The sequence below is a fragment of the Companilactobacillus sp. FL22-1 genome (assembly GCF_043951805.1).
Classification (GTDB): domain Bacteria; phylum Bacillota; class Bacilli; order Lactobacillales; family Lactobacillaceae; genus Companilactobacillus.
Window position 1 is genome coordinate 45834 of the sequence record NZ_JBINJY010000008.1, and the last position, 22844, is coordinate 68677.

Here is a 22844-nt window from a genome sequence, read left to right on the forward strand (position 1 = left end):
GCTGTCCTTTTTTTTACCACTGTTCATGATTCCAAAGCCGTCCATCGACTTCGCCTTTTAATTGTTCCAAGCGGCGATTTTGTTCGTCAATAATATTCTCCATTGCTACTAAAAAAGCTCGGTTTTCGTAAGAATGCTGTTCTTTTGATAGTTCGTTGACTTTGTTTTTTAACCAAGCACCATTATCATCCATACTTACTCATCCTCCCCTTTTTTAATTAGACCAATCGTGCTTTTCAACTGTTCAATGTCTTCTGATTGTTGAATGAATGTATTTAAAATCGTTTCGCATTCATTACAATTCGTGCCATCAAAGTTTTTAAAGCGATCGGTAAATTCTCGTTCAAACCATTCTTGACGATGTGTCAACGTATCAGGATACTCTTGAGTCAAAAAACGCTGATAGTCGATCAACAATTGCATCTGGCCTTTTTCTGTCAAATACTGAAATTGAGCAATTGTGAAGGTAGGCATGATCTGCATTTTTCCCCGTTTGGCAATCGCATAATAAGGCGCCATGATCTCATCGATCGTGAAATTTTCGCTTCCACCACGACGAAAAGCTGTTAAGGGCATTCCGGTACTGACCACGATACCAAACTCTTTGTCAGCTAAATTGTCATCGCCATCACCATAAACAAAATTGCGGGTCAGAACTTGATCCTCCCAATGCTTCAATCCTTCAGGAGCAGCGTACCAGTATAATGGAAATTGAAGGATAATCCGATCATTTTCAAATAATAACTTCTGTTCTTTAGCAACATCGATCGACTGCAAACTCTCAACATGATGCCAAGTAACATCTTGTAGTTTGGCACCCTCTTGTAAAAATTGTTGTGTCTGTGAATTATTAATCTCTGGATGAGATACTACTACTAAAGTCTTCAATATTAACATCTCCGATCACTCTTAGAATAGCAAAAAAAGCCTCATCTTTAAACCAAACAAACCTTGTTCAATGATATAATTTAAATGTTAATTTAAATCGATAGGAGATTCAGACTGTGGAAAAATATTATATTGTCGATAGCTCGATTCTTCCTGAATCATTTGATCGCGTGATCAAGGCAAGAAATCTTCTCGAAACAAAAAAAGTTCATAACGTTAGTGAAGCGGTCAAAAAAGTCGGCATCAGTCGAGGAACTTATTATAAATATAAGGATCTAGTCTTCCTACCTGATGAAGAGATGAACGACCGTAAAGCCGTTATCTCAATGATGCTTGATCACGAACAAGGTATTCTTTCAAAGGTCCTCGTCGACATTTCTGAATCGAATGCCAGTATTTTAACGATCAATCAAAATATTCCAATTCATAACGTCGCTACAGTGGTCATCTCGTTAGATATCAGTCACCTCAATGGGACAATTGGTGAATTGATCGAAAAATTAAAACTGTCTACTTCCGTCGACAATGTTCAATTAGTTGCCGTCGAATAAAACGATTATCTCTACCAATTTCATTCACATACATATAGCTTGCTGAGCAAAAATAAAAGTGACCTAATTCAAAATACGAATTAGATCACTTTTTTTATATTGGGTTCCAAAAACTAGACTTACTGGACCTCTTTTTTACTTTGGCCAAGCTATATACATTGCCAGCAAGATGTTGACTGTCCCAATCAAATAGAAGATTTTTGCGGCTATTCTACTCTTCATGTGACCGCCAAAATTTACTAAGCTGAGTCCAAGAATAAAAATCACTGCAATTATCAAAAAATTCATTGCATCACCCATTTTTCACTCATTTAATATTTTAACTGCTACTTTAAAGAAAAAATGTGACGATTTAATGAATTCGCTATAAAGATTTGCGGAATATTAATCAGCTTCCCATAAAAAATGCTCAATCTCATGTAAAACTCGAGGATTACGACGAGTTAAAGCACTGTGTTCTGCCTTGGGACCAGTGAATAGATGTGCTTGATAGCTTTGGTCAGGCCCTTTAAAGACTTTTCTTAAAGAACGTGCAGATGAAACGGGGACTGCTTTGTCAAAGTGGTCGTCAGGACTCAACTGTCCCATAATATTCAATTCTCGGATCGGTAGTTTTCTAATTTCAGAGTTAGGTTTGGTATATGACTGAAAATCTTTGCGTAATTGGTTCGAATAACGCCAATCGTTGCGACGATAAATATCACGCTGGAGAACTTGCATCGGTGCAGCAATGTTGACTAGTGATTTAATCTGGGGCTGATTTCTTTTCTGACTGTAGTTCTCTAAGTAATACATAATGGCATTATTACCCCAAGAATGAGCCACGGCATTAAAATGGTCGACACCATACTTTTGATGCAATTTCGTTAGGATAGAATCAATCCACTGAGCCGTATGATGATAATCTGATTCGTGGTTATTCTCAAACAACACTTGAATCTCAGGGTTCTTAGCCGATTTTGGCCAAGAGCCATAAGTTAGAACCTTGCCACCAGGCGTTACAACGATGGTCAGCGTTCTTGTAGCGAAGCCATCACGTTGAGATTGATCGATCAAATAATCCATTGACCGCTGTGTACCGCCAAAACCATGGAAAAAAAGGGTCGGTGTTTGTCTTTTTTCGGTGCTGGCACTAACAGTTTGTTGATTACTAAAAATAGGAATCATGATTAAAAGTAATAGTATGATCCACTTAACTTTTCTCATAAATTCACTCCAAACTTTTCTTATCTTCAAATTCTAAAACATTTTTATTTTTAGTCAACAAAAAAAGACCTCAACGGTCTTTTGATTAAAGGTTTTGTCCCTTCTCCCAAGTTGTCTTAGAAAGTAGCAAACCTTTTTTAACGATTTGGTCAAATAGCTTGTGAGTACGACTTGATATTTCAGTAGCGGTCTTCAAATTGCTTTCAGTCAAAAACTCCGAAACATCATCAGTAAATCCATCGATGACTCGATCAGTTACCTCTAAGCGCTGACGTGCAAATGACTGACAACCATCTAAATAGGCATGGATCATGTCAGAATATTCATGATAATGTGGTTCGATCAAGACGGACAAAGTTTTTTCGAGCCAATAAACATTATCAATGTCGACATCATTAGTCGTATTCTTGTAATCCTCAGGTGTATCAGTGATATTTGTATAGAATGGAACGTATGGACTGTAAGCAAAGAAGCCCATTGATAGCCATTGTATGGCAGCATGATTTTCGTCAACGTCATTTCTAATTTGTAAAATTGAAGAAGCTTGATTACGATCCATTGCGATTGAACGGAATTGACGTTGTTGTGCGGCAGTTCCTGAAGCAAAGGTTCCAAATGGATCATACTTCGTTCCATTGTAATGTGATGATAAGAAGAATTGAACATCCTCAATTGAAATCTTCTTCGTAGGTTTTCTCAACAAAGGCATATCTTGAGACGTTGGTTCTTGTTCGATCTCAGGATTGAATAACTTCTGACCGTACCAAGTACGGGGTGTATTGTAATAAGCATCGGCCTCATCTTGAGTTCCAAAGATATCTCTGAAATTAAAGTGGCCAGGTTGAGGATTCAAATGATGTTTCTCAACGAAATCAACTAGATCAGTGGCAACTAAGAAATTGTCAGTGTCATTGACATCAACTTCTTGCATGACTGTTTGGTTAGGAACAATTGCATAGGTATCTTCTGGCAAGCGCATTGCAGCCCAATGATGACCACCAGCTGTCTCTAATAGCCAAATTTCATCCTTGTCATTAAAAGCAATACTATTGCATTCGCCTGTACCATACTTTTCCAACAAGGCACCTAAGCGTTTTGCTCCTTCTTTAGCACTTTTAATGTAAGGTAAAACTAGTGTCAACATAGCTTCTTCATTGATACCATCATTTACTAATGGATCATAACCTAAGACACGAGCGTTAGTTGCGGTTGTTTCAGTAGAACTCATCCCAACGTTAAACTCATTGATACCTGCCTCTTCGTACTGACCATCGCTTTGGTCAGCTTGTGGTGTAGCGGTATAACGGTAAGAGTGATTAGGTAGCGGAACTTTAACACCAGTAGTTACCGAGACATAAAAAGCATCTTTTTTATCTTGAGCTTCATGAGCAACAAACTTAATCGGATTGATTGGACCATAACCGTCTTCATTACGGGCGACAATAGTGGAACCATCCATACTAGCGGCTTTACCGACTAGAATTTCAGTACAATCAGAACTTGTATTTTTCATTTAATTCACTCCCTCTTTGCTAACTAGTATAGGATTTACGAACTGACTTTGCAAAGTGTGAATTAAACAAAAAAAGACTTGAAATTAATCAAGTCTCTCAATAATTGACAATTTATTCTTAAAGTACTTCAACAGATGCAGTTGTTACACCGTATGAAGGGATTTGGTTATTTGGCATAGCAACGTCTAATTGGTTAGGGTTACTGTATGCAAATGTACCTGTATCATTAACTGTTCTGATCAAAACTGTACCATCAGAAAGTGTGATCTTAAGTGTTGTACCCTTAGGGAATACTGAAAGGTTAGCAGCAACACCACCATAACCCATGTTTGAACCTAAAACAGCTGGATCATAGAATGAAATCTTGAATGTTCCTTGTGATGTACCTGTAGTAGCAGTAGTTGATTGTGTGGCTGTTTGTGTTTGTGAAGCAGCTTGTGTTGTTTGTGTTTGAGTTGATTGTGTTGGTGCTTGATAACTTGTATCAGTTGTTTGTGTAGTTTGTGTAGTTTGTGTTGCTTGGGTTGATGTAGCACCTGGTAATGTAACTGTTTCACCTGGGAAAATCAAGTCAAATCCGCCAACTTCACGGCCGTTTGCTTGTTCTAGTTCAGCGATTGTTACACCTGCATTAGCAGCGATGCTCTTGTATGTGTCCCCTGCTTCAACTTGAACGTGTTTACTGTCGAGTATTACTGCAGCTTGAGCAGTCTTAGTAGTTGTTGCGATTGCTGTTAAAGCCATAGTACTTACTAAAGCGATTGATAAAACTTTTTTCATGAATTGATTACATCCTTATATATAAAATATTTTTCTTAGCCCTCATTTGCTATGTTGCATATACTAACAGGAATATATTACATGACAACGTCTGTAAGTTTACAAAAAAGCTGTTTTCTGTAATCTTAGTAATATAATTGCAACATAAATGGTACTTAGCGTTGATAATTCAACGATCCTTTTTTTATAAAAATTGACATAATCCGACACAAGACAGCGCCATTTTCATTTATTTCATTAACGTTTAGGTTATAAAAAGATTAAAAAAGATGCCACCGTCCTTGATATAAAAGGATTATTGGCATCTTTTTTTAAAAGTTAAATTTGAAACTTTTTTTGCATTCTAATTTATTTTTCATGTCGCTTTTGAAATTCTGCAATTTCTTTGTATTCCGGAGATAAGATATCAGACAATCTGATCCAAATCGGTAATAATTCACGATAAACTTCAAAGTTTTTTTGATTAGGCTGGTGAACGTGGGTTACTCCAACCATATTTTTTACGGCCGCTAAATCATCAATATAACCCAGAGCGTACATCCCTAAAACCGCTGCTCCCAGACATGAACTTTCAAAACTCTCGGGAATGGTCACTGGCTGTTCAAAGATGTCAGCCAACATCTGTCGCCACAAACTTGACCGTGAAAAACCACCAGTTGCCTGAATACTGACGGGTTTACCGGTAAGTTTTTCGATTGTCAACATGACTACGTACAGATTGTAAACTATTCCCTCTAAGGCTGCACGAACCATATGTGCTCTCGTGTGCTTTCTAGTTAAGCCAAAAAATGAGCCTCTAGCATAGGCATTCCAAATCGGTGCCCGTTCTCCGCCAAGATAGGGATGAAACAGTAAACCATCTGAACCAGCGGGAATCTTTTCAGCAATTTGTGTCAAAAGATCATAAGCCGAAATTTGCATTTGTTGGGCTGTAATTCTTTCTGGGGCAAATAATTGATCCTTGACCCAACGAAAGACGATCCCACCATTATTGACGGGGCCGCCAAGGACCCATTTATCGTTTGTTAATGCATAACAGAACAATTTTCCATCAGGATCAACGATAGTTTTATCCACTACTACACGGACGGCACCGCTAGTACCAATTGTTACCGCCACTACTCCTGGCTCAATTGCATTCACCCCTAAATTTGAAAGTACCCCATCACTAGCTCCATAGACGAATGGTGTTTGAGTATCAATCTCTAAAAGATCCGCAAATTGAGGTTTTAATCCAGTGATCATGTCGGTTGTCTCGACTAGATCTGGTAATTGCTCTGATTGAATTTGCAAAAGATCCAAAACCTGTTTTTCCCAATCCAACGTAAAAATGTTGAACAATCCAGTAGCCGAGGCCAACGAATAGTCCATTTTATAGACACCAAACAATTTGAAGAAGATATAAGACTTCAAATCAATAAACTTCTTAGTTTTTTTGAATAATTCTGGCTTTTCATTTCGTAACCACAAGATTTTGGACAGTGGTGCCATAGGATGAATTGGGGTTCCGGTTTTTGCGTAGATCTGAGCTCCGCAACCATTTTCATTTAGTTCTTCACTGTATTTGGCAGCCCGGTTGTCAGCCCAAGTAATGGCTCGCGTCAAAGGCTGATCATTTTTATCCATCAGAATCAAGCTATGCATGGCACAAGAAAAGGAAACGCCCTTTAGTTCATCGGCTTTAACATCAATCTGACGCAAAGTTTGACTCATCACTTCAATTACGGCATCAAAAATTTCTTCTGGGTCTTCTTCAGCCATATCTGGTACTTCTTGATACAATTTATAACCACTATTGGCATGGGCTATCACTTTACCTTTTAGGTCATAGAGTACACTTTTTGTACTTGTCGTACCAATGTCAACGCCAAGCATATATTTCATAAAATCAAAACTCCTCATTATATAAGTAGAAACTCGTTTTTAATTGTAAGCAGTCAGACAAACATTGTCCACTTAACTCCTTATTGGTCCCGAGTTTGAGACCTTAAATTAACCACTATTTTCGAGACAAAAAAACAGTGAACCAACCAACTTTGCTGGTTCACTTCAATGAAATGTTTATTGCCTGAGAATGAAGCTACACTTCAGACCCAACCACAAATTAGCTGTCGATCCTATTGTTTCTTCAAATCTTTCCATTCATTTCTTAAAATTCCATATTTAACGCTATCGTAATACTGGTCATGGTAATAACGGACCTGACGGATACAAGCTTCTTGCTTCATCCCCACTTTTTGGGCGACATGCATCATGCGTGGATTTCCTGACCAAGTCGTCAAACCTAGATGTGGTAAATCATATAATTTGAACAGATAATCAATGAAAAGTTTTAAAGCACGGCTACCAATCTGTTGGTCCCACAAATCACTACGATAAACAATTATCCCCATATCTAACCAACGATGCAAATCACCATCTTCAAAACCTGCTCCGACTGAACCAACAATTTGATCATCATAAGTAATCAATAGTCGGTTGGGACGGTTGATCCAATTCTTATAGGCTAAAACACTGACGAATTCTTCCTTGGTTGGTAGTTTCTGATTAAAATAAGGTCCATTGAATTTAGTCCATTCAGCCCTGGGGTCACTGAATCCAATTTCCCATAATTCTTCAACTTCTTCAGGCCGAGTGGGTCTGATTTTAACTTCACCCATTAATGCTACACCTCCGGTACAAAAAAAGGACTTGCCATTATTATATGACAAATCCTAATAAAAAAATCGTTTTTAAGAGACTCTTAAATTAATTAGTAGCAGCTGGTTCACGACTACCTAAACTTACTTTTTCAACTTCATGACTGTGATCGAAATCTTCTTCTTTGAAGCCAAACATATAAGTACATACAAAGGCAACAACGATTGTAGCTGCAGAAGCAATCAAGTAACCAGTAAAGCTACTGTCAATTCCCTTAGGATTGATAAATGATGCAAAACCGATCAATGAACCGGCGAAGCCCCACATATCAACATGTAACAAGCCGGTCAATAATCCACCTACCGCACTACCAATATTAGCAGTCCAGAAAATACGACCATACTTCAATTTAATACCATACATTGCAGGTTCAGTAACACCAGAAAAGGCTGATAGCGTTGCAGCACCAGCAATTTGCTTAATATCAATATGGTTCTTAGTCTTAATGAAGACAGCCATTGCAGCAGCACCTTGAGCCACCATCGTTGTTGAAACGATAGCATTCAAAGCACTATGTCCAGTTGTCGCAATTTGACTGGCAACCACTGGAATAACGGCCCAATGTAGACCAAAAATAACCAAACATTGATACAATCCACCAATGATCAGACCTGAAATAGCTGGACTAATTACTAGCATTGCCACGATTCCGGCAGCTAAGTATGAACTAATTAAAGTAATAATAGGTCCCACAACGACAATAATGATTGCGCTGACAATAAATACTTCAAGTAAAGGACTGAGGATCATTCTCAATGAGAGTACGATGTGTTTCTTGAGCCATGGTTCCAGCTTAGAAGCAATCCATGCGGCAGCAATCATTGGGAAGATCGAGTAGGTATAGTTGGCAATATGAATCGGAATACCAAAGAAGTTTGAATTGATATTCATCGCCATTGAACTCGATTTAGTAGCGACTTGAACTAATGTTGGATAAGCCAAGACACCACCGATAACTCCCATGATAATTTGGTTTGCACCTAAACGTTTTGCAGCTGTGAATCCAACTAAAATTGGTAAGAAATAAAAGACTGAATCGCCCATTGCATTAATAATCATATAAGTTGAACTCGTAGCAGAAATCCATTTAGCGGAAACGATTAAAGCTAAAAGTCCCTTCAAAATACTTGAAGCGGCTAACAGTCCGATAATTGGCATCATACTTGCAGTAATAACACCGATTAATGAGCTGAAATAAAACTTAGTTTTTGGCCAGACACCATCTGGAGCCTTAGCTTTTGGTTGTGCTACTGCGTCATCGCTGTCTCCAAAACCAGGTCCTAAGGCCTTGACAACAGCATCATAAACGTCCACAACTGCTGGTCCGATAACAACTTGATATTGTCCACCAGCTTTAGCGACATCAATGACACCATTCATCCCTTTGATGACAGCATCATTAGCCTTATTGTCATCCTTGAGATAGAAACGGACTCTAGTAATACAGTGAATAACGCTGCGAACATTTTCGACTCCACCGACATTTTTAACAATATCGGCACCTAATTGGTCATAATCGACTTTGCCACTTGGCTTTGCAGCAGTCTCTCCAGGAGCAAGTGGTAAGACTTCGGCTGCATCATCACCAGCCTTAATATCACCAGTCGTCACATGAATCTCTTTAACGACCTTGGCAGTATTAGTGATAGCGACAATAATATCGGTTGCTTTACCAGCCTTATTGACTGCATCAAGATCCATTGTGGCAATCTTGTCGCCAGCTTTGACCGTGTCGCCTTCCTTAATAAAAACTTCAAACGGTGTACCATTGAGTTCAACCGTATCAACACCCATATGTACCAAGACTTCTAAACCATCATCGGTCGTAAAGCCTACAGCATGCTTGGTTGAAGCAACTAACATAACTTTACCAGAGACAGGAGCTACGATCGTTGAATCGTTAGGGATAACGCCGAAACCTTCACCCATATCTTTAGCAGAGAACATAGGGTCATGAACTTTGGTCATTTCAATGACTTTCCCAGAAACGGGAGCAAGTAGTTTAACTGAACCCTTCATTGGAAAAAACCTCCTTTAGTTTTGTAAATGGTTACATTCCAACCAAAGCTATAGTACAACTGAATATGTGTAAACATCAAGTTAGAAGATTTATTATTATGAAATTTGCATTAAATATAGATTACCATGTTGTATAATAGTCTACGTAGAGATGTGTTTAAACATATATTCAAGACTTGTTCCAATCTAACTTTAATATTCTACGGAGGATCTTAAGATGAAATCAATGTATTTAAAGGTCACAGATACTAAATTCTATTATGCCGATAATATAAAAAATATTGATGATAATTTTTTTGCTTTCAGTGATGATATGGAATTAAATCAAATCCTACAAAAATTTAAAGAGACATTTAATGACTCCTTTGACGTGATTATCATTACTAATCCTAACGTATTTTTACTCAAAAATAATATTTTTGTTTTCCAAAACAATATCGTCGACTTTGCCACTGCCATAGAAGACGTCTTCCATATTCCCGTGATCAATCTGGATGAACTTGAACATGACGATATCCACCAAGCGGTTCAAGAAGAAATCGATAATTCCACTTGGCATCTGGATTACTATGGAGTCAATCACGGTAAACGTCAATACGGTCAAGAATCTATGCAAACGATTGGCAATGGCTTCTTGGGATTACGGGGTACTTATCTTGAAGCCAAAGCAAATGACGACAATTATCCAGCCACTTATGTAGCAGGTGTGTTCAATCAATTATCAACACCTATTAACGGACGTGACATCATCAATGAAGACTTAGTTAACTTACCTAATGCTCAATATATCAGTTTTGGAATCGATGATGGCGAACCTTTTACAATCGATGAAGACTTTATCCTAGAAAGCAATCGTTCTTTAGACTTGCGGACAGGTGTTTTGACGATCGATATGCTAGTGAAATTGCTGGATGGCAAAGAATTAAAGATTACCGAAAAAAAGCTGGCCTCACTAGCTCACTATCATGATTATTACTTACAATACATCGTTGAGCCGCTCAACTTTTCTGGCAAAGTGACAATTTATACTCAAACAGATGGCACCGTTGTCAATTCAAATGTCGAAAGATATCGCAACTTAGCCAAACGACATCTTGTCGTTGATACGATCAAAAATTCGGCTGCCCAATCATTGATGTTGTTGCACACTAACCAATCAGAAGTCCAAGTGGCAATTAAGACTGATATTGACTATTCAACGATTAAGGACCCTCAATATTCGGTAACTAATCAAGATGAAATTGCCGAACAACAAGTTGCTTTCACAGCGATTGCCGGTCAAAAATACTCTTTCGAAAAAAAGGTCACGATATATACTTCCCTTGAAACCGATATTAATGTCGAGCTTGCGGCGGAAAAACACGAATTTTTGCCAAGCTTTGCCCAAGCTCAAGCAGAAACTACAGCCTCATGGAAAAAAATCTGGCATAACGAAAACATTGTGATCAAAGGCGATATAACGGCGCAAAAATTGCTCAGATTCAACATTTACAGTATGAATTGTGCAGCTCAAATCGAAGCTAACCAATATCTTGATGCTTCGATTGGGTCCCGTGGTCTAACAGGTGAAGGCTATCGTGGTCATATCTTTTGGGATGAATTATTCGATTTGGACTACTACGTCCTCCATCAACCAGACTTAGTCAAAAGTTTATTAATGTATCGTTACAATCGTTTAGGGGCTGCAAAAGATTATGCGTCAGACAGTGATTATAACGGTGCTATGTACCCTTGGCAAAGTGCGATGTATGGGGATGAACAATCTCAAGAGGTCCATCTCAACCCTATCACTAATCAGTGGGACCCAGACAATTCACGTAAACAGCGTCACGTTTCCTTAGCTATTGCTTATAATATTTGGAACTATTACCACTTGACTCGCGATGAAAATTTCATGGCAGACTACGGCTTGGAAATGCTCCTAGAGATCAGTAAATTCTGGCTAGATTTAGCTAAGCTTGATCCAATTACCGAGCAGTACTCTATTTCAAATGTCATGGGACCTGATGAATTTCATGAAGGATATCCGGGCAATGATGACGATGGACTAACAAACAATGCCTATACCAATATCATGGTCAGCTGGCTCTTCAAAAAGCTGCTCTATCTCATCACCAGTGAACCAAGTGACGTCTTAGAAGATAATTTTGAGAGAACTAATTTCTCCACTTATGAGATTCAAAAATTGGATGATGTCAGAAGAAGTCTTAAATTAGATTTCAAAGATGACATCCTTGGCCAATTTGAAAACTACTTTGATCTCAAAGAACTCGATCTTGATAAATATCGTCAAAAGTACGGCAATATCTCACGAATGGACCGGATTCTGAAAGCCAATGACGATAATCCTGATAATTATCAAGTCGCAAAACAAGCCGATACATTGATGGCTCTGTTTAATCTGACTGATAATGAATTTTTCGATATCTTGTCTGATCTAGGTTACTCCATCACCAATACTGACAGATTTCTGGCCGATAATATCAATTATTATTTGGCTAGAACCACTCACGGTTCTACGCTTTCACGAATCGTTTATACAATGTTACTGTTGAAGATCAACAATCATCCTAAGGCTTGGAAGCTATTTTACGAAGCTTTAACGAGTGATTACTATGATATTCAAGGCGGTACAACTGCTGAAGGATTACATCTCGGCGTTATGGGTGCAACCTTAAATGTCGTTACGACTTTCTTCGCCGGAGTAGATACTCGTGGTGAGGTATTAGAGATCAATCCTAATTTGCCAGAGCAGTGGCATGAAATTGATTTCAGTTTGATTTTTAAAGGTACGAAATATCGTTTCCATATTACCAAAGGCGATATTGTTATTAAATCTGACCGCGATGCCACCGTTATCTTCACTGGCAAAAAATTACCTTTAGTTGCCGGACAAGAGATTCAATTGACCTTTTAACTGACATACAGATTGTCTCTGGTTTCAATTCTGAAATCAGAGGCTTTTTTGTGCTATAAAACAAGCCTGAGCCTGTCTTTAAATTATTCTTTTAAATTTATCTTGATTTATAAGTTATTACCATAGACTTAATAATTAAACATGCTAAAATATTCGTATTCTAAAAAAAGGACGGGGACTTTTATGATAGATCTGACACAAGGCAGACCTATGAAAGTCATATTTCTTTACACGATTCCTTTATTACTAGGTAACTTTTTCCAACAATTTTACAGTTTCATTGATACTTTAATTGTTGGGAAAACAATCAGTGTTGATGCTTTAGCCAGTGTTGGTGCAACGGGGGGATTAACTGCTTTAGTTATTGGCTTTGCTCAAGGTATGACCAGTGGTTTGACGATTCTTACTGCTAGAAAATACGGAGCAAGCGATGAACGTGGGGTTAGAAAAAGCTTTGCTTCAGGGATAATCATTTCCTTTTGGATTGCTGTTATCTTTACTATCCTGGCGCTCTTGATAGCTTATCCTCTGCTTATAGCAATGCAGACTCCAAAAGTTTTGATTCATGATTCATTTATCTTCTTGGAAATCATCTTTGCAGGAATATTCTCTTTTGTAGGTTTCGATTTTTTAGGAAATACCATGCGCGCTTTAGGCGATTCTCGAGTACCGCTATTTTTCTTAATAGTAAGTACCGTTTTGAATATCCTATTGGAACTGGTTTTCATTCTCTTACTACATATGGGAGTTGCTGGTGCAGGACTGGCTACTGTGGTCGCACAAACAATCACTTTTGTAATTCTCTATTTTTATATTCGAAGTCACGTTCCTTATCTAATCTTGAGTAGAAGCGACTTTAAAATAGATAAAGCAGAAATCAAAGAACTACTAAGAATCAGTTTACCAATGGGTTTTCAATCGTCTATTATTGCCATCGGTTCAATTATCTTACAAGTTATGTTGAATACACTGGGAGCTAATGCGGTAGCTGCTTATACTGTCGCTGGACGTGTCGAGCAGATTGCCACATTACCAGCCTTCAGTTTTGGATTAGCTTTGGTAAACTATACCGCTCAGAATTTAGGTGCCAAAAAGTTCCATCGAATCTTACAAGGTGTCAAAGCCGGCATTATTATTTCCGTTTCCTCTAGTTTGGTGATTGGCGCTTTCTTAATTATCTTTGGACAAAACATTTCGCAGCTCTTTATGAACGGCAGTCAAGATGTAATCCTAAATTTAATTCAAATATATTACTACTTCAACGGTTCTAGTTACTTTATCCTGTCAATCTTGTTTATTGTCAGATACACCCTTCAAGGACTTGGTAACCAAAAGGCACCAACAATTGCCGGAATTGCGGAACTTTTGATGAGAATTTTTGCCGGAATCGTCTTGATCCGCTTGTTTGGATTCTATGGTGCGGCAATGGCCAACCCACTAGCTTGGATCGGTTCTGTATTAGTCTTAGTCAGCACTTGGAGAATGGAGCTGAAAAAACTCCGTCAACAAAAGGATCAGTTAGAAACTGAAACTATCGAAAATAGCTGATTGGAACAATTCGCAACAAATTTTTTCAAACTAAATACCCGCTGATTCTTGGATTTCAGAGAATCAACGGGTATTTTTGTTTTTAGATATTCAAAATAAGTATTTTCTAATCATTCAGCTCTTTAGCACACTCTAACAAACTGTCTTCCACAGCTGGAATCTGGTTGACATAATTTAAGAATGCGTGAGCTAAGCCACCATAGCGAATATATTTAGCCTGAGATCCAGCCATACCAATTTTTTGAATGAAAGTCTCATCCTGCAATCGGAATGGATCAAATTCACCAGTTAAGACTAAAACATTCTTAAAAATCTTTGGATCAGCATATAGTGGCGATAATATTGGCGACGACAAATCAAACTTTTGGTGGGCCGTGTAATAGTCTGTCATGATCGTATCCAATGATTTAAACTGCGTGTAATTGTTATGCAAAGCTCTTCTTTGAGCATCAACAATATTGATCTTTTTATCGTCCCAAAGCGCACCCTCATGGTCCGAACCGTGAACCACTGTAGGATAGAACAAGATGTGTTTATCGATCTGGCACAATCCCATCAAATTGCAGAGCTGACTGACGCTTAAAGCAATCGCCGCTCCAGCTGAGTCGCCACTAAGTGATAGTGAAGTGTAGTTTGACTTGAGAGCTGAAACAACTGATAAAACATCTTCTATGGCAGACGGATACGGATTTTCTGGGGCAATTCCATAATCCACGCTATAAATAGTTCCTCGAAATTTTGTGGCTAAAAGTTTTAAAAATGGCAAAGTATCTTCTGGCGTACCACCATAGAAGGCCCCACCATGCAAATAAATCAATGCCTTGGTCGAATCTTTAACTGGTTTTTGATGAATCTTTAGATATCTGACTTCTCTTCCTAATTCATCAATCGACTCATCCTCAACCACTACATTTTGATATTCTTTTTGATCAATGTCTTCATGATTATTGCCGTCTCTTAATTGAGTTAAGTCGTTGGGCAAACTAGGGTCGTCTGGCAATGTTTTCAGATGATCATAAATCATCGGTTCATATGAATGTTTATCAATACGGTCTTTAACAATCATGGTCACATCGTTCAAATGAGGGATATCAACTGGCTTGATTTGACTTAGACGTTTTAGTTCAATATTGTAATCATTTTTTAGCATGGTTCACCATCCTTGTAAAATTTGATAGTTATATAATTAGATTCATTATACATGTTGTTTAAACATATTTTAAATTAATATTCAATAATTTTTTTTGTTAAAAGCGGTTTGAAAAATATCATTTAGGAGTATTCTTATGAGTTTAAAGGCCTAACTATCACTTTGATAACAAAACTCTTTGACCATTTTACAACTATTTGATAATGACGAACAAATTTCTGCCAAGCAGCTTTTATCCGATTCAGCACGTGTTTGAAACCGCTTTACTTATTTGATACAATATCACTGCTTATTTAACTAAGTTTATTAAGGAGTAAATATGATCAAACTTGTTGCTTTAGATATCGATGATACTTTATTGAATTCGGTAGGACAAATCACTACCCAAACTAAGAAATCACTTCAAAACCTGCTTCAACAAGGGGTTAAAATCGTTCTCTGCTCTGGCAGACCACTGGCCGGAGTCAGCCCATTCTTGCAAGATTTAGGACTACACGGCGATAATCAATACGTAATCACCAACAACGGTGCCATTATTGAAACAGTTTCCGGTTCGATTTTGCAACGTCAAACCCTCGATAATCAAGTCTATCGTCAGTTTGTCGACTTCGTCACTAGTAACAAAATGCCCTACTACGTGTTAGATGACCAAAGCAGAGTTATTACTTCCGATCGAGATATCAATCGTATCGCCGTTGTTCAAGCTTATGAAAATAGTGCTGGAATTTATCAACGAACTCCAGACGAACTACCGGCGGATTTTGAAATAACTAAAGCGGCAATCGTAGGTGAAAAAGAAGAACTCGATAACTACGAACCGCTGGTCAAAAAAACCTTTGGCGACATCGGTTATGTCGTTCGGGCAGGCAAAAACTTCCTCGATTTAATGCACCAAAATGTGAATAAAGGCAGTGGCCTTAAATTGCTCACCGATATTTTAAATATTTCACCCGACGAGGTCATGGTCTTTGGCGATGAGCAAAATGATTTGCCAATGTTTGACTTTGCCGGTACAGCAATCGCTATGGGCAACGGTACAGAGCTAGTTAAGTCACATGCAACTTATGTTACGGATAGCAATGATAATGAAGGAATTGCTCATGCAATTGCCAAATTTTTCATTTAATTAATTTGCTAAAATCAATTGCTACGAACCAATCATTCCAGATAAAATCATTACTATAATGTTTAAATTGAGAGGAATAATTATGACAATTAAATTAGTTGCAACTGATATGGACGGAACATTTTTAACCGACGATAAGCACTTTGATCACGCTCGCTTCCAGCGTGTTTATGACTACATGACTGAGCACGGGATAACTTTCGTTTCAGCTAGTGGTAATCAGTATTATCAATTACGTAATTTTTTTAAAGACTTTCCTAAAACGCTCTTTGTAGCTGAAAACGGTGCTTTGATCGGCAGTCACGAAGAGGTTTTCCAACAAGATACATTCGATGAGGCCACTTTGCAAAAAACGATTGCTGTTTTAAACAGCTTGCCTGATGTCACCGGTATTATGTGTGGCCAAAAATCTGCTTATATTTTGAAGTCTGCTACTCCTGAATATTACAAAATTTCCAATTTTTATTTTCCAGAGTTAACTTCGGTTGACAGTTTCTCCGATATTGACGATGGTATTCTCAAATTTTCATGTAACTGTCCCAAAGACCAAACTGAAGAATATATGCAGAAATTGTCTGATTTAATTGGTCCTGAAGTTTCGATCGTTACTAGTGGTCACGGTGACATCGACGTTATCAGAGCTGATGTCAACAAAGCAACTGGTCTACAATATCTTTCTCGCAAGCTAAATATCTCACCAGACGAAATGTGCGCTTTTGGTGACGGTGGCAACGACCTAGAAATGTTGAGTTACGTGGGCCACGGTGTAGCAATGAAAAATGCAGCACTAGATGTTAAAGAGACTGCACCTTTTGAGACTGTCGATAATAACCAACAAGGCGTTATTCAACATTTAGAAGAACTTTTTGGAATTTAGTAATCAAATAATCTTCACAATTTGTTTAAGCTTTCGTCTCATCTTCTCAACAGATATTTCAAATTCGGTTGGTAGGATATAACCATAATCAAATTACAAAAACAAAATTTGATTATCCTCCCCCTATATAGAAATTTAGAAAATGAGACTAGAACATTGTTTATCTTTAACATTGTAGCATAAACGTGTTTTGTCCCGTTTTCATGATATAACAAAAAACAACCTTTTTCTTAATCAAGGTTGTTTTTTCGTGTTCACATAAAATTTGAATTAATCAGTTAATTTTCATAGTATTTTTGCTTTTCAGCTTGCCAGAATTTCTTTTCATCATCGTTAATCTCTCGCAAAACCTTGCAAGGATTTCCGACGGCAATCACATTATCAGGAATATCTTTTGTCACAATCGAACCTGAACCAATGACAACATTATTGCCGACAGTGACACCGGGATTGATAACGACATTACCGCCAACCCAAACATCATTGCCGATCGTAATTGGTTTGCCAAATTCAAACGCTTCATTTCTAATGACGGCATCGATTGGATGTCCAGCCGTATAGAGTCCCACGCGGGGGCCAAAGAAGACATTATTGCCGATCTTTACCTCAGCAATATCGAGAATAACACACTCATAATTTGCGTAAAAATTATCGCCAACTTCAGTATTACAACCATAGTCGGTATAAAAAGGCGGTTCCAAATAAACGCCCTTGCCGCTTGCTTTGAAGAGTTCCTTGATAATTCTTTGACGCTCTTGTGGCTGATCTTCTGTCGTGTGGTTTAATTCTCTGGTCAATCGCTTGGCCTTATGAAACTCAGTTCGTAATTGTGGATCATGAGCAATATATAAGTCGCCCGCCAACATTTTTTCTTTTTCCGAACGCATAACTTTCTCCTATCTAAAAACCGGTTTACTGTTACGGTATTGAATATCTTCAACGTCATCTAAAACGTTGCTATATCTTGCTGCAGCGAAAAAGTAATCTGATAAGCGATTAATAAACTTCAAGACAAATTCATTAATCGGTTCTTCCTGCATCAAAGCTACGATTTCTCTTTCAGCACGTCTGTTAACTGTCCGAGCCAAATGCAAATTTGCAGCGGTCTTGGAGCCACCAGGCAAAATAAACTTCTGAATCTTAGGCGTAGCGTCAGTATACTGATCAATCTTTTTTTCCAACCAGTCGACTGAGCCATTGTCATCTTTAAAAATAAATTCATGTTTCTTATCCGTTGCTGAAATTGCCAAATCAGTCCCACAGTCAAATAACAACTGTTGAATTTCTTCCAATTCTTGATGTAATTTCTCGGTCTGATCAGATAAATTGGCAATCGTGACCCCAACTAATGAGTTCAATTCATCAATCGTGCCGTAAGCGTTGATTCTTGGAGCTGACTTATATAAAACATCATTACCAATGATTCTAGTTTGACCTTTATCGCCAGTGCGTGTATAAATTTTCATTTTCAAATACTCCTTTTAAAATTCTCCTAAACAAATTATCGCCGAAACAATCCTTCACAAAAGTATTTCATGGCGTTTGGACTGGCGTCTGGTTATAATAATAACATGTAAGCGCAGTCATGTGAATTATAGGAGGAAAGCTTATGCAAGATAGTTTAGCGTTACAATTAGTCGGTGAATTCATCGGTACCTTGGTTTTGATTTTATTGGGTGATGGCGTAGTCGCTGCTGTCAGTTTGAAGAAATCAAAAGCTGAAGGTTCTGGTTGGATCGCCATTGCTTTAGGCTGGGGATTAGCCGTAACTCTAGGAATCTATTGTTCCGCTTTCTTGAGCCCTGCTCATTTAAATCCAGCTGTAACTGTTGGGATGGCAATAGCCGGTGTTTTCCCTTGGTCATCAGTCATTCCTTACATCATTGCTCAAATTTTAGGAGCAATCGTGGGTGCAGTTATTGTTTGGATCAATTATTACCCACACTGGCAAGAAACAGATGACCCTGCAACTATTTTAGGGGTTTTTGCTACTGGACCAGCCATTCGTAATTATTTCTTCAACTTTCTTAGTGAATTTATTGGGACATTTGTCCTAGTCTTTGCCCTACTAGCCTTCACCCGTGGAAAATTCACTCAAGGTCTTAACCCAATCGTCGTCGGGTTATTGATCACCGCAATTGGTTTCTCCCTTGGTGGTACGACTGGTTATGCTATTAATCCCGCCCGAGATCTTGGTCCCAGAATTGCTCATCAAATTTTACCAATTGCCAACAAAGGTAATTCCGACTGGTCATACAGTTGGGTACCAATCTTAGGACCTCTCGCTGGAGGGATCGTTGGTTCACTCGCTTACTTATTGATTCCTTAATCGCAAAGAACAAGCCAAAATGGTTTGTTCTTTTTTAATTACCGTCAGGGAACAAGTTGTATTTCAATTTATAGTTATTGAACAGCTTGATCCACCTTTTTCCAACAATTAATAACAAAACAGCTGTAAATAAAGCATGCACAAAATCAAAATAAAAACTGGCCAGAATTGCAGCAAGAACACTTTTAATCGTGATTGGGTCAACAAAACCAATGATATAGTAGATATCCATGATCCATCCCATCAAAAAGCCACTAAAAAATCCCCAAACAACCAACAGCCAAGTAGGAAGTTTTCGGTTCATCAACAAGCCTGAAATCAAACCGATCAAACCTAAGGCAAACATTTGCCAAGGCGTCCAGATTCCTTGTCCAAAATACATATTGGAAGTCAAAGCAATAATCGTGCCCATCAAAAAACCTGTCTCTGGTCCACTGACAATGGCACCCATTATTAAGATAAACAGCTCTGGTTTAACCGCTGGAAGCGCCGCAAAGATAATGCGACCAACTACCGCTAAAGCGCAAATAATTGCAATAAAGACAACTTCTCTTGAATTATGACCTGACTTTTCAAAACGCCAGAAATAAATCCCCATTGTGACCACTAAAAAGCCAAATGAAAACAAGAGATAATTTTTACTGGCAAAAATTACCATCAACAATAAGACAACTAATGCCACTGCTAATAACGATACTGATTTACGATTCACGTTTTAAAACATCCTTCCAAGTTAAAGCCTGCGGAAAAATATCCCGTAAGGCTTTGTTTATTTCCGTCGTATAAAAGAACTTATCACTGAAAAAAGTGACTGGTTCTGCAAATTCACTCAGCTTTCCCGCAAACATCATCGCAATTTGGTCGAAATAACTGGCTGCGAACAATAAATCATGACTATTGGCTAAAATCGTGCCACCTTGTTTTTGAAACTTGTGCAACAAATGACCTAATTCGATTCTTTTATTGGGGTCTAATCCTTTTGTCGGTTCATCTAAGAAAATAATTGCGGGATTTTTGATAAATCCTAAGGCTAATGCCAAGAATTCTTGTTGTCCGCCACTGAGATCATAAGGACTCTTCTCCTCTAAGCCAGTTAAGGAAAATTGCCCCAAAATCTCTGCAATGGTTTGGGAACTATGGCTCTGCTTGATTTGAAACGAAAGTTCTTCAGCCACAGTTTCCTTCATAAATAAATCGGCCGGATTTTGGGGAAGTACGAAGACTTGTTGAAAAAAAGTCTGATCATAACTTTGTCCGTTAAGGCTTAACTTACCAGACTGTGGTTTTAATTGTTGAGTCAACACTTTCAATAAAGTTGTCTTCCCCATCCCATTTGGACCGACAATACAGTAGGAATGTCCCGTCTCAAGTTGCAGCGTTACGTTGTCAATAATTTGTCGGCCATTAAACTCAAAACGAAAGCTTATATTCTTTGCTGCTAACAAAACTGGACTCGATACTTGGGATTGTGAAACTTCTCGACTGACGAAACTTGCAAGCTGATTTTTCAGAGAATGATTTAAATTTTGGTTATTAATTGGCAACTGCACATCCAAATTCAGTTCCAAGGCCAGACGGTCTATTTGCGTCAAAAAATTGCGGTATGATTTATTCTCAAACAATCGTGGTAAAGCCTTATTAATCGGCTCGTTAAGGCACAATTGCCCATCTTCCATGATCAGTAAACGTTTGGTAAACTTTACGGCCTGCTCTAATTCGTGTTCAACTAAGACAATCGTCATGTTGAATTCCACATTGACTTTATGAACCATCTGCAACAATTTCTCGGATGCTACTGGGTCCAACTGAGCAGTCGGTTCATCCAACAACAAAAGATCCGGTTTTAAAATCAAAGCCGATGCTAGATTGACCAACTGCTTTTGCCCACCCGACAACTGTTTAACCGGTTGGTCCAATAAGTCAATTATTCCTAAAAAGCTGGCAATCTCCGTGATTCTTAATTGAATTTCATTTTCACTCGCGCCTTGGTTATCCAAAACAAACTTCAATTCATCCCGCGGATTTTCCATGATCATCTGATTATCAACGAATTGGGAAACATAGCTAATATTTTGAGTCGTCTTGACTAACTGTCCCGAAATAACTCTTCCAGCTGCCAACTTAGGCAAAAACTGCTTCAAGAAAGTACTCTTGCCACTACCAGTAGCACCGATCAAAGTTATGAAGTCACCTTGTGCAAGTGAAAAGTTAATCTTATCTAACGATAATTTTTGGCTGTTATTGTATTGGAAGCTGTAGTCTTGGAACTGTGCAATTTCCACCATAAGTAATTCATGCCTCCTATTAACAACGGTAATAAAATAAATAAACAATTAGCAAGTAAAATTGTTCTTACTAAGCTAAACGATATCTCTAAATCAGCAGATCCAAAGTTGATCTTACCGAACTTCATGATTGTCATGACAGAATTAAATAAGAGACTGGCTCCACTTAAAATTACGACAAACCAATCCAACTTTTTAAATTCAATTCGGCCAAAGTGACGTTGTCTAGTGTCATACCTTTTCAGAATCAATGTATCCGAAACATTCATAAAATTAGCAATAGCTTTATTCAAGATAACTTCGTTCAAATCAATTGTCTGTCTGATTCTCTTCAACCAATTACGACGTTCAGCCATAATTGCTACGCGAAATCGACTGATTGCTTTGGTATTTTGATAAATCTGAATAATCTCAGGAATAAATTTTACCGTTAAAATAAAAATAATAGCAATACTTTTAAACAGATTGGCCAATAATTCAAAAATACTTTTGATTCGAATCATACTGTCATATAAATAAAAGGCCCATAATAAATTTACGAATGAAAGGCCCAACGTCAACGCATTGACCAACGATTCGCTAGTGATTCTGACGAAAGGAATTTGCCATAATAGGTCGTTTCCTCTTTGATTTAACAACAGATTAAAAATAACGGTCACGATAAAGATTACGATTGAAAACTGACCATAACTTTTTAATTTTTCCTTTCGTGTTAGGCTCGCCATAATTATTAACGAACAACTGATACCTAATAAAATGACGGGATTGTTGTAGAGCAAGGTAATCAAGATTACGTTGACCAAATAAATAAAACTAGTCAAACTATTGATATTTTCTCGAAAGTTTTTAATCAACAGATTCATCTTGCCACCTCTTTTTACATAATATTCTTATTTTAACGTATTCACTGAAAAAATCTATTTGATTCAGAAGGTTTTTAATTTGCTATAATTA

21 protein-coding genes are annotated in these 22844 nt (G+C 37.9%); 6 read left to right on the top strand and 15 right to left on the bottom strand.

Going from position 1 to position 22844, the window contains the following annotated elements:
• Positions 1–13: 13 nt before the first annotated feature.
• Together ACG72T_RS07975 and ACG72T_RS07980 are read right to left on the bottom strand one after the other, a co-directional pair.
• A complete protein-coding gene (locus ACG72T_RS07975; RefSeq protein ID WP_395265663.1) occupies positions 14–193 on the bottom strand; it encodes a hypothetical protein in 180 nt (59 codons plus the stop codon).
• A 2-nt stretch (positions 194–195) separates the two neighbouring features.
• A complete protein-coding gene (locus tag ACG72T_RS07980) occupies positions 196–888 on the bottom strand; it encodes an NAD(P)H-dependent oxidoreductase (RefSeq protein WP_395265664.1) in 693 nt (230 codons plus the stop codon).
• A gap of 116 nt (positions 889–1004) precedes the next feature.
• Here ACG72T_RS07980 and ACG72T_RS07985 point away from each other — a divergent pair, with 116 nt between their 5' ends.
• Positions 1005–1439 carry an ACT domain-containing protein gene (locus ACG72T_RS07985; RefSeq protein ID WP_395265665.1) on the top strand — a complete coding sequence of 145 codons (435 nt, stop codon included), beginning with the start codon at positions 1005–1007 and terminating at the stop codon, positions 1437–1439.
• 135 nt (positions 1440–1574) lie between these two features.
• On the opposite strand, the gene ACG72T_RS07990 is transcribed toward ACG72T_RS07985, so the two are convergent.
• The 7 genes from ACG72T_RS07990 to ACG72T_RS08020 form a co-directional block, all read right to left on the bottom strand.
• Complete coding sequence (locus ACG72T_RS07990) at positions 1575–1727, bottom strand: hypothetical protein (RefSeq protein WP_395265666.1); 153 nt, start codon at positions 1725–1727, stop codon at positions 1575–1577.
• Between the two features lie 96 nt (positions 1728–1823).
• Positions 1824–2645, bottom strand: a complete 822-nt coding sequence (locus ACG72T_RS07995; RefSeq protein ID WP_395265667.1) for an alpha/beta fold hydrolase — start codon at positions 2643–2645, stop codon at positions 1824–1826.
• Between the two features lie 85 nt (positions 2646–2730).
• A complete protein-coding gene (locus ACG72T_RS08000) occupies positions 2731–4158 on the bottom strand; it encodes a C69 family dipeptidase (RefSeq protein WP_395265668.1) in 1428 nt (475 codons plus the stop codon).
• A 118-nt stretch (positions 4159–4276) separates the two neighbouring features.
• Positions 4277–4939: a LysM peptidoglycan-binding domain-containing protein gene (locus tag ACG72T_RS08005; RefSeq protein WP_395265669.1), complete on the bottom strand. Its 663-nt coding sequence runs from the start codon at positions 4937–4939 to the stop codon at positions 4277–4279.
• Between the two features lie 348 nt (positions 4940–5287).
• Positions 5288–6823: a gluconokinase gene (gntK, locus tag ACG72T_RS08010; RefSeq protein WP_395265670.1), complete on the bottom strand. Its 1536-nt coding sequence runs from the start codon at positions 6821–6823 to the stop codon at positions 5288–5290.
• A 233-nt stretch (positions 6824–7056) separates the two neighbouring features.
• Positions 7057–7599: a GNAT family N-acetyltransferase gene (locus ACG72T_RS08015; RefSeq protein WP_395265671.1), complete on the bottom strand. Its 543-nt coding sequence runs from the start codon at positions 7597–7599 to the stop codon at positions 7057–7059.
• An 88-nt stretch (positions 7600–7687) separates the two neighbouring features.
• Positions 7688–9658, bottom strand: coding sequence for a glucose PTS transporter subunit IIA (locus ACG72T_RS08020; protein WP_395265672.1), 1971 nt, complete (start codon positions 9656–9658; stop codon positions 7688–7690).
• Between the two features lie 217 nt (positions 9659–9875).
• On the opposite strand from ACG72T_RS08020, the gene ACG72T_RS08025 reads away from it, so the two are divergent.
• The gene (locus ACG72T_RS08025) at positions 9876–12575 is read left to right on the top strand and encodes a glycoside hydrolase family 65 protein (RefSeq protein ID WP_395265673.1); all 2700 of its coding nucleotides are present in this window, start codon (positions 9876–9878) and stop codon (positions 12573–12575) included.
• 183 nt (positions 12576–12758) lie between these two features.
• Complete coding sequence (locus tag ACG72T_RS08030) at positions 12759–14123, top strand: MATE family efflux transporter (protein ID WP_395265674.1); 1365 nt, start codon at positions 12759–12761, stop codon at positions 14121–14123.
• A 106-nt stretch (positions 14124–14229) separates the two neighbouring features.
• Here the strand turns inward: ACG72T_RS08030 and ACG72T_RS08035 are convergent, their stop codons facing one another.
• Positions 14230–15273 carry an alpha/beta hydrolase fold domain-containing protein gene (locus tag ACG72T_RS08035; protein WP_395265675.1) on the bottom strand — a complete coding sequence of 348 codons (1044 nt, stop codon included), beginning with the start codon at positions 15271–15273 and terminating at the stop codon, positions 14230–14232.
• 319 nt (positions 15274–15592) lie between these two features.
• On the opposite strand from ACG72T_RS08035, the gene ACG72T_RS08040 reads away from it, so the two are divergent.
• Positions 15593–16399, top strand: a complete 807-nt coding sequence (locus tag ACG72T_RS08040) for a Cof-type HAD-IIB family hydrolase (RefSeq protein WP_395265676.1) — start codon at positions 15593–15595, stop codon at positions 16397–16399.
• A gap of 82 nt (positions 16400–16481) precedes the next feature.
• Entirely contained in the window at positions 16482–17276 is a 795-nt protein-coding gene (locus ACG72T_RS08045; RefSeq protein WP_395265677.1) for a Cof-type HAD-IIB family hydrolase, read from the top strand.
• Positions 17277–17554: 278 nt separating this feature from the next.
• Here the strand turns inward: ACG72T_RS08045 and ACG72T_RS08050 are convergent, their stop codons facing one another.
• Together ACG72T_RS08050 and ACG72T_RS08055 are read right to left on the bottom strand one after the other, a co-directional pair.
• On the bottom strand, positions 17555–18163 hold the full coding sequence (locus ACG72T_RS08050; protein WP_395265678.1) for a sugar O-acetyltransferase: 609 nt from the start codon (positions 18161–18163) through the stop codon (positions 17555–17557).
• Between the two features lie 9 nt (positions 18164–18172).
• Complete coding sequence (locus ACG72T_RS08055) at positions 18173–18742, bottom strand: cob(I)yrinic acid a,c-diamide adenosyltransferase (RefSeq protein WP_395265679.1); 570 nt, start codon at positions 18740–18742, stop codon at positions 18173–18175.
• Positions 18743–18885: 143 nt separating this feature from the next.
• On the opposite strand from ACG72T_RS08055, the gene ACG72T_RS08060 reads away from it, so the two are divergent.
• A complete protein-coding gene (locus ACG72T_RS08060) occupies positions 18886–19605 on the top strand; it encodes an MIP/aquaporin family protein (RefSeq protein WP_395265680.1) in 720 nt (239 codons plus the stop codon).
• Positions 19606–19639: 34 nt separating this feature from the next.
• On the opposite strand, the gene ACG72T_RS08065 is transcribed toward ACG72T_RS08060, so the two are convergent.
• The 3 genes from ACG72T_RS08065 to ACG72T_RS08075 are packed head-to-tail and all read right to left on the bottom strand — an operon-like array spanning position 19640 to position 22753.
• Positions 19640–20317, bottom strand: coding sequence for an ECF transporter S component (locus ACG72T_RS08065; protein ID WP_395265681.1), 678 nt, complete (start codon positions 20315–20317; stop codon positions 19640–19642).
• On the bottom strand, positions 20307–21890 hold the full coding sequence (locus ACG72T_RS08070) for an ABC transporter ATP-binding protein (protein ID WP_395265682.1): 1584 nt from the start codon (positions 21888–21890) through the stop codon (positions 20307–20309). Before ACG72T_RS08070 ends, ACG72T_RS08065 begins: the two co-directional genes overlap by 11 nt.
• A complete protein-coding gene (locus ACG72T_RS08075) occupies positions 21824–22753 on the bottom strand; it encodes an energy-coupling factor transporter transmembrane component T (protein WP_395265683.1) in 930 nt (309 codons plus the stop codon). Before ACG72T_RS08075 ends, ACG72T_RS08070 begins: the two co-directional genes overlap by 67 nt.
• Positions 22754–22844 lie beyond the last annotated feature (91 nt).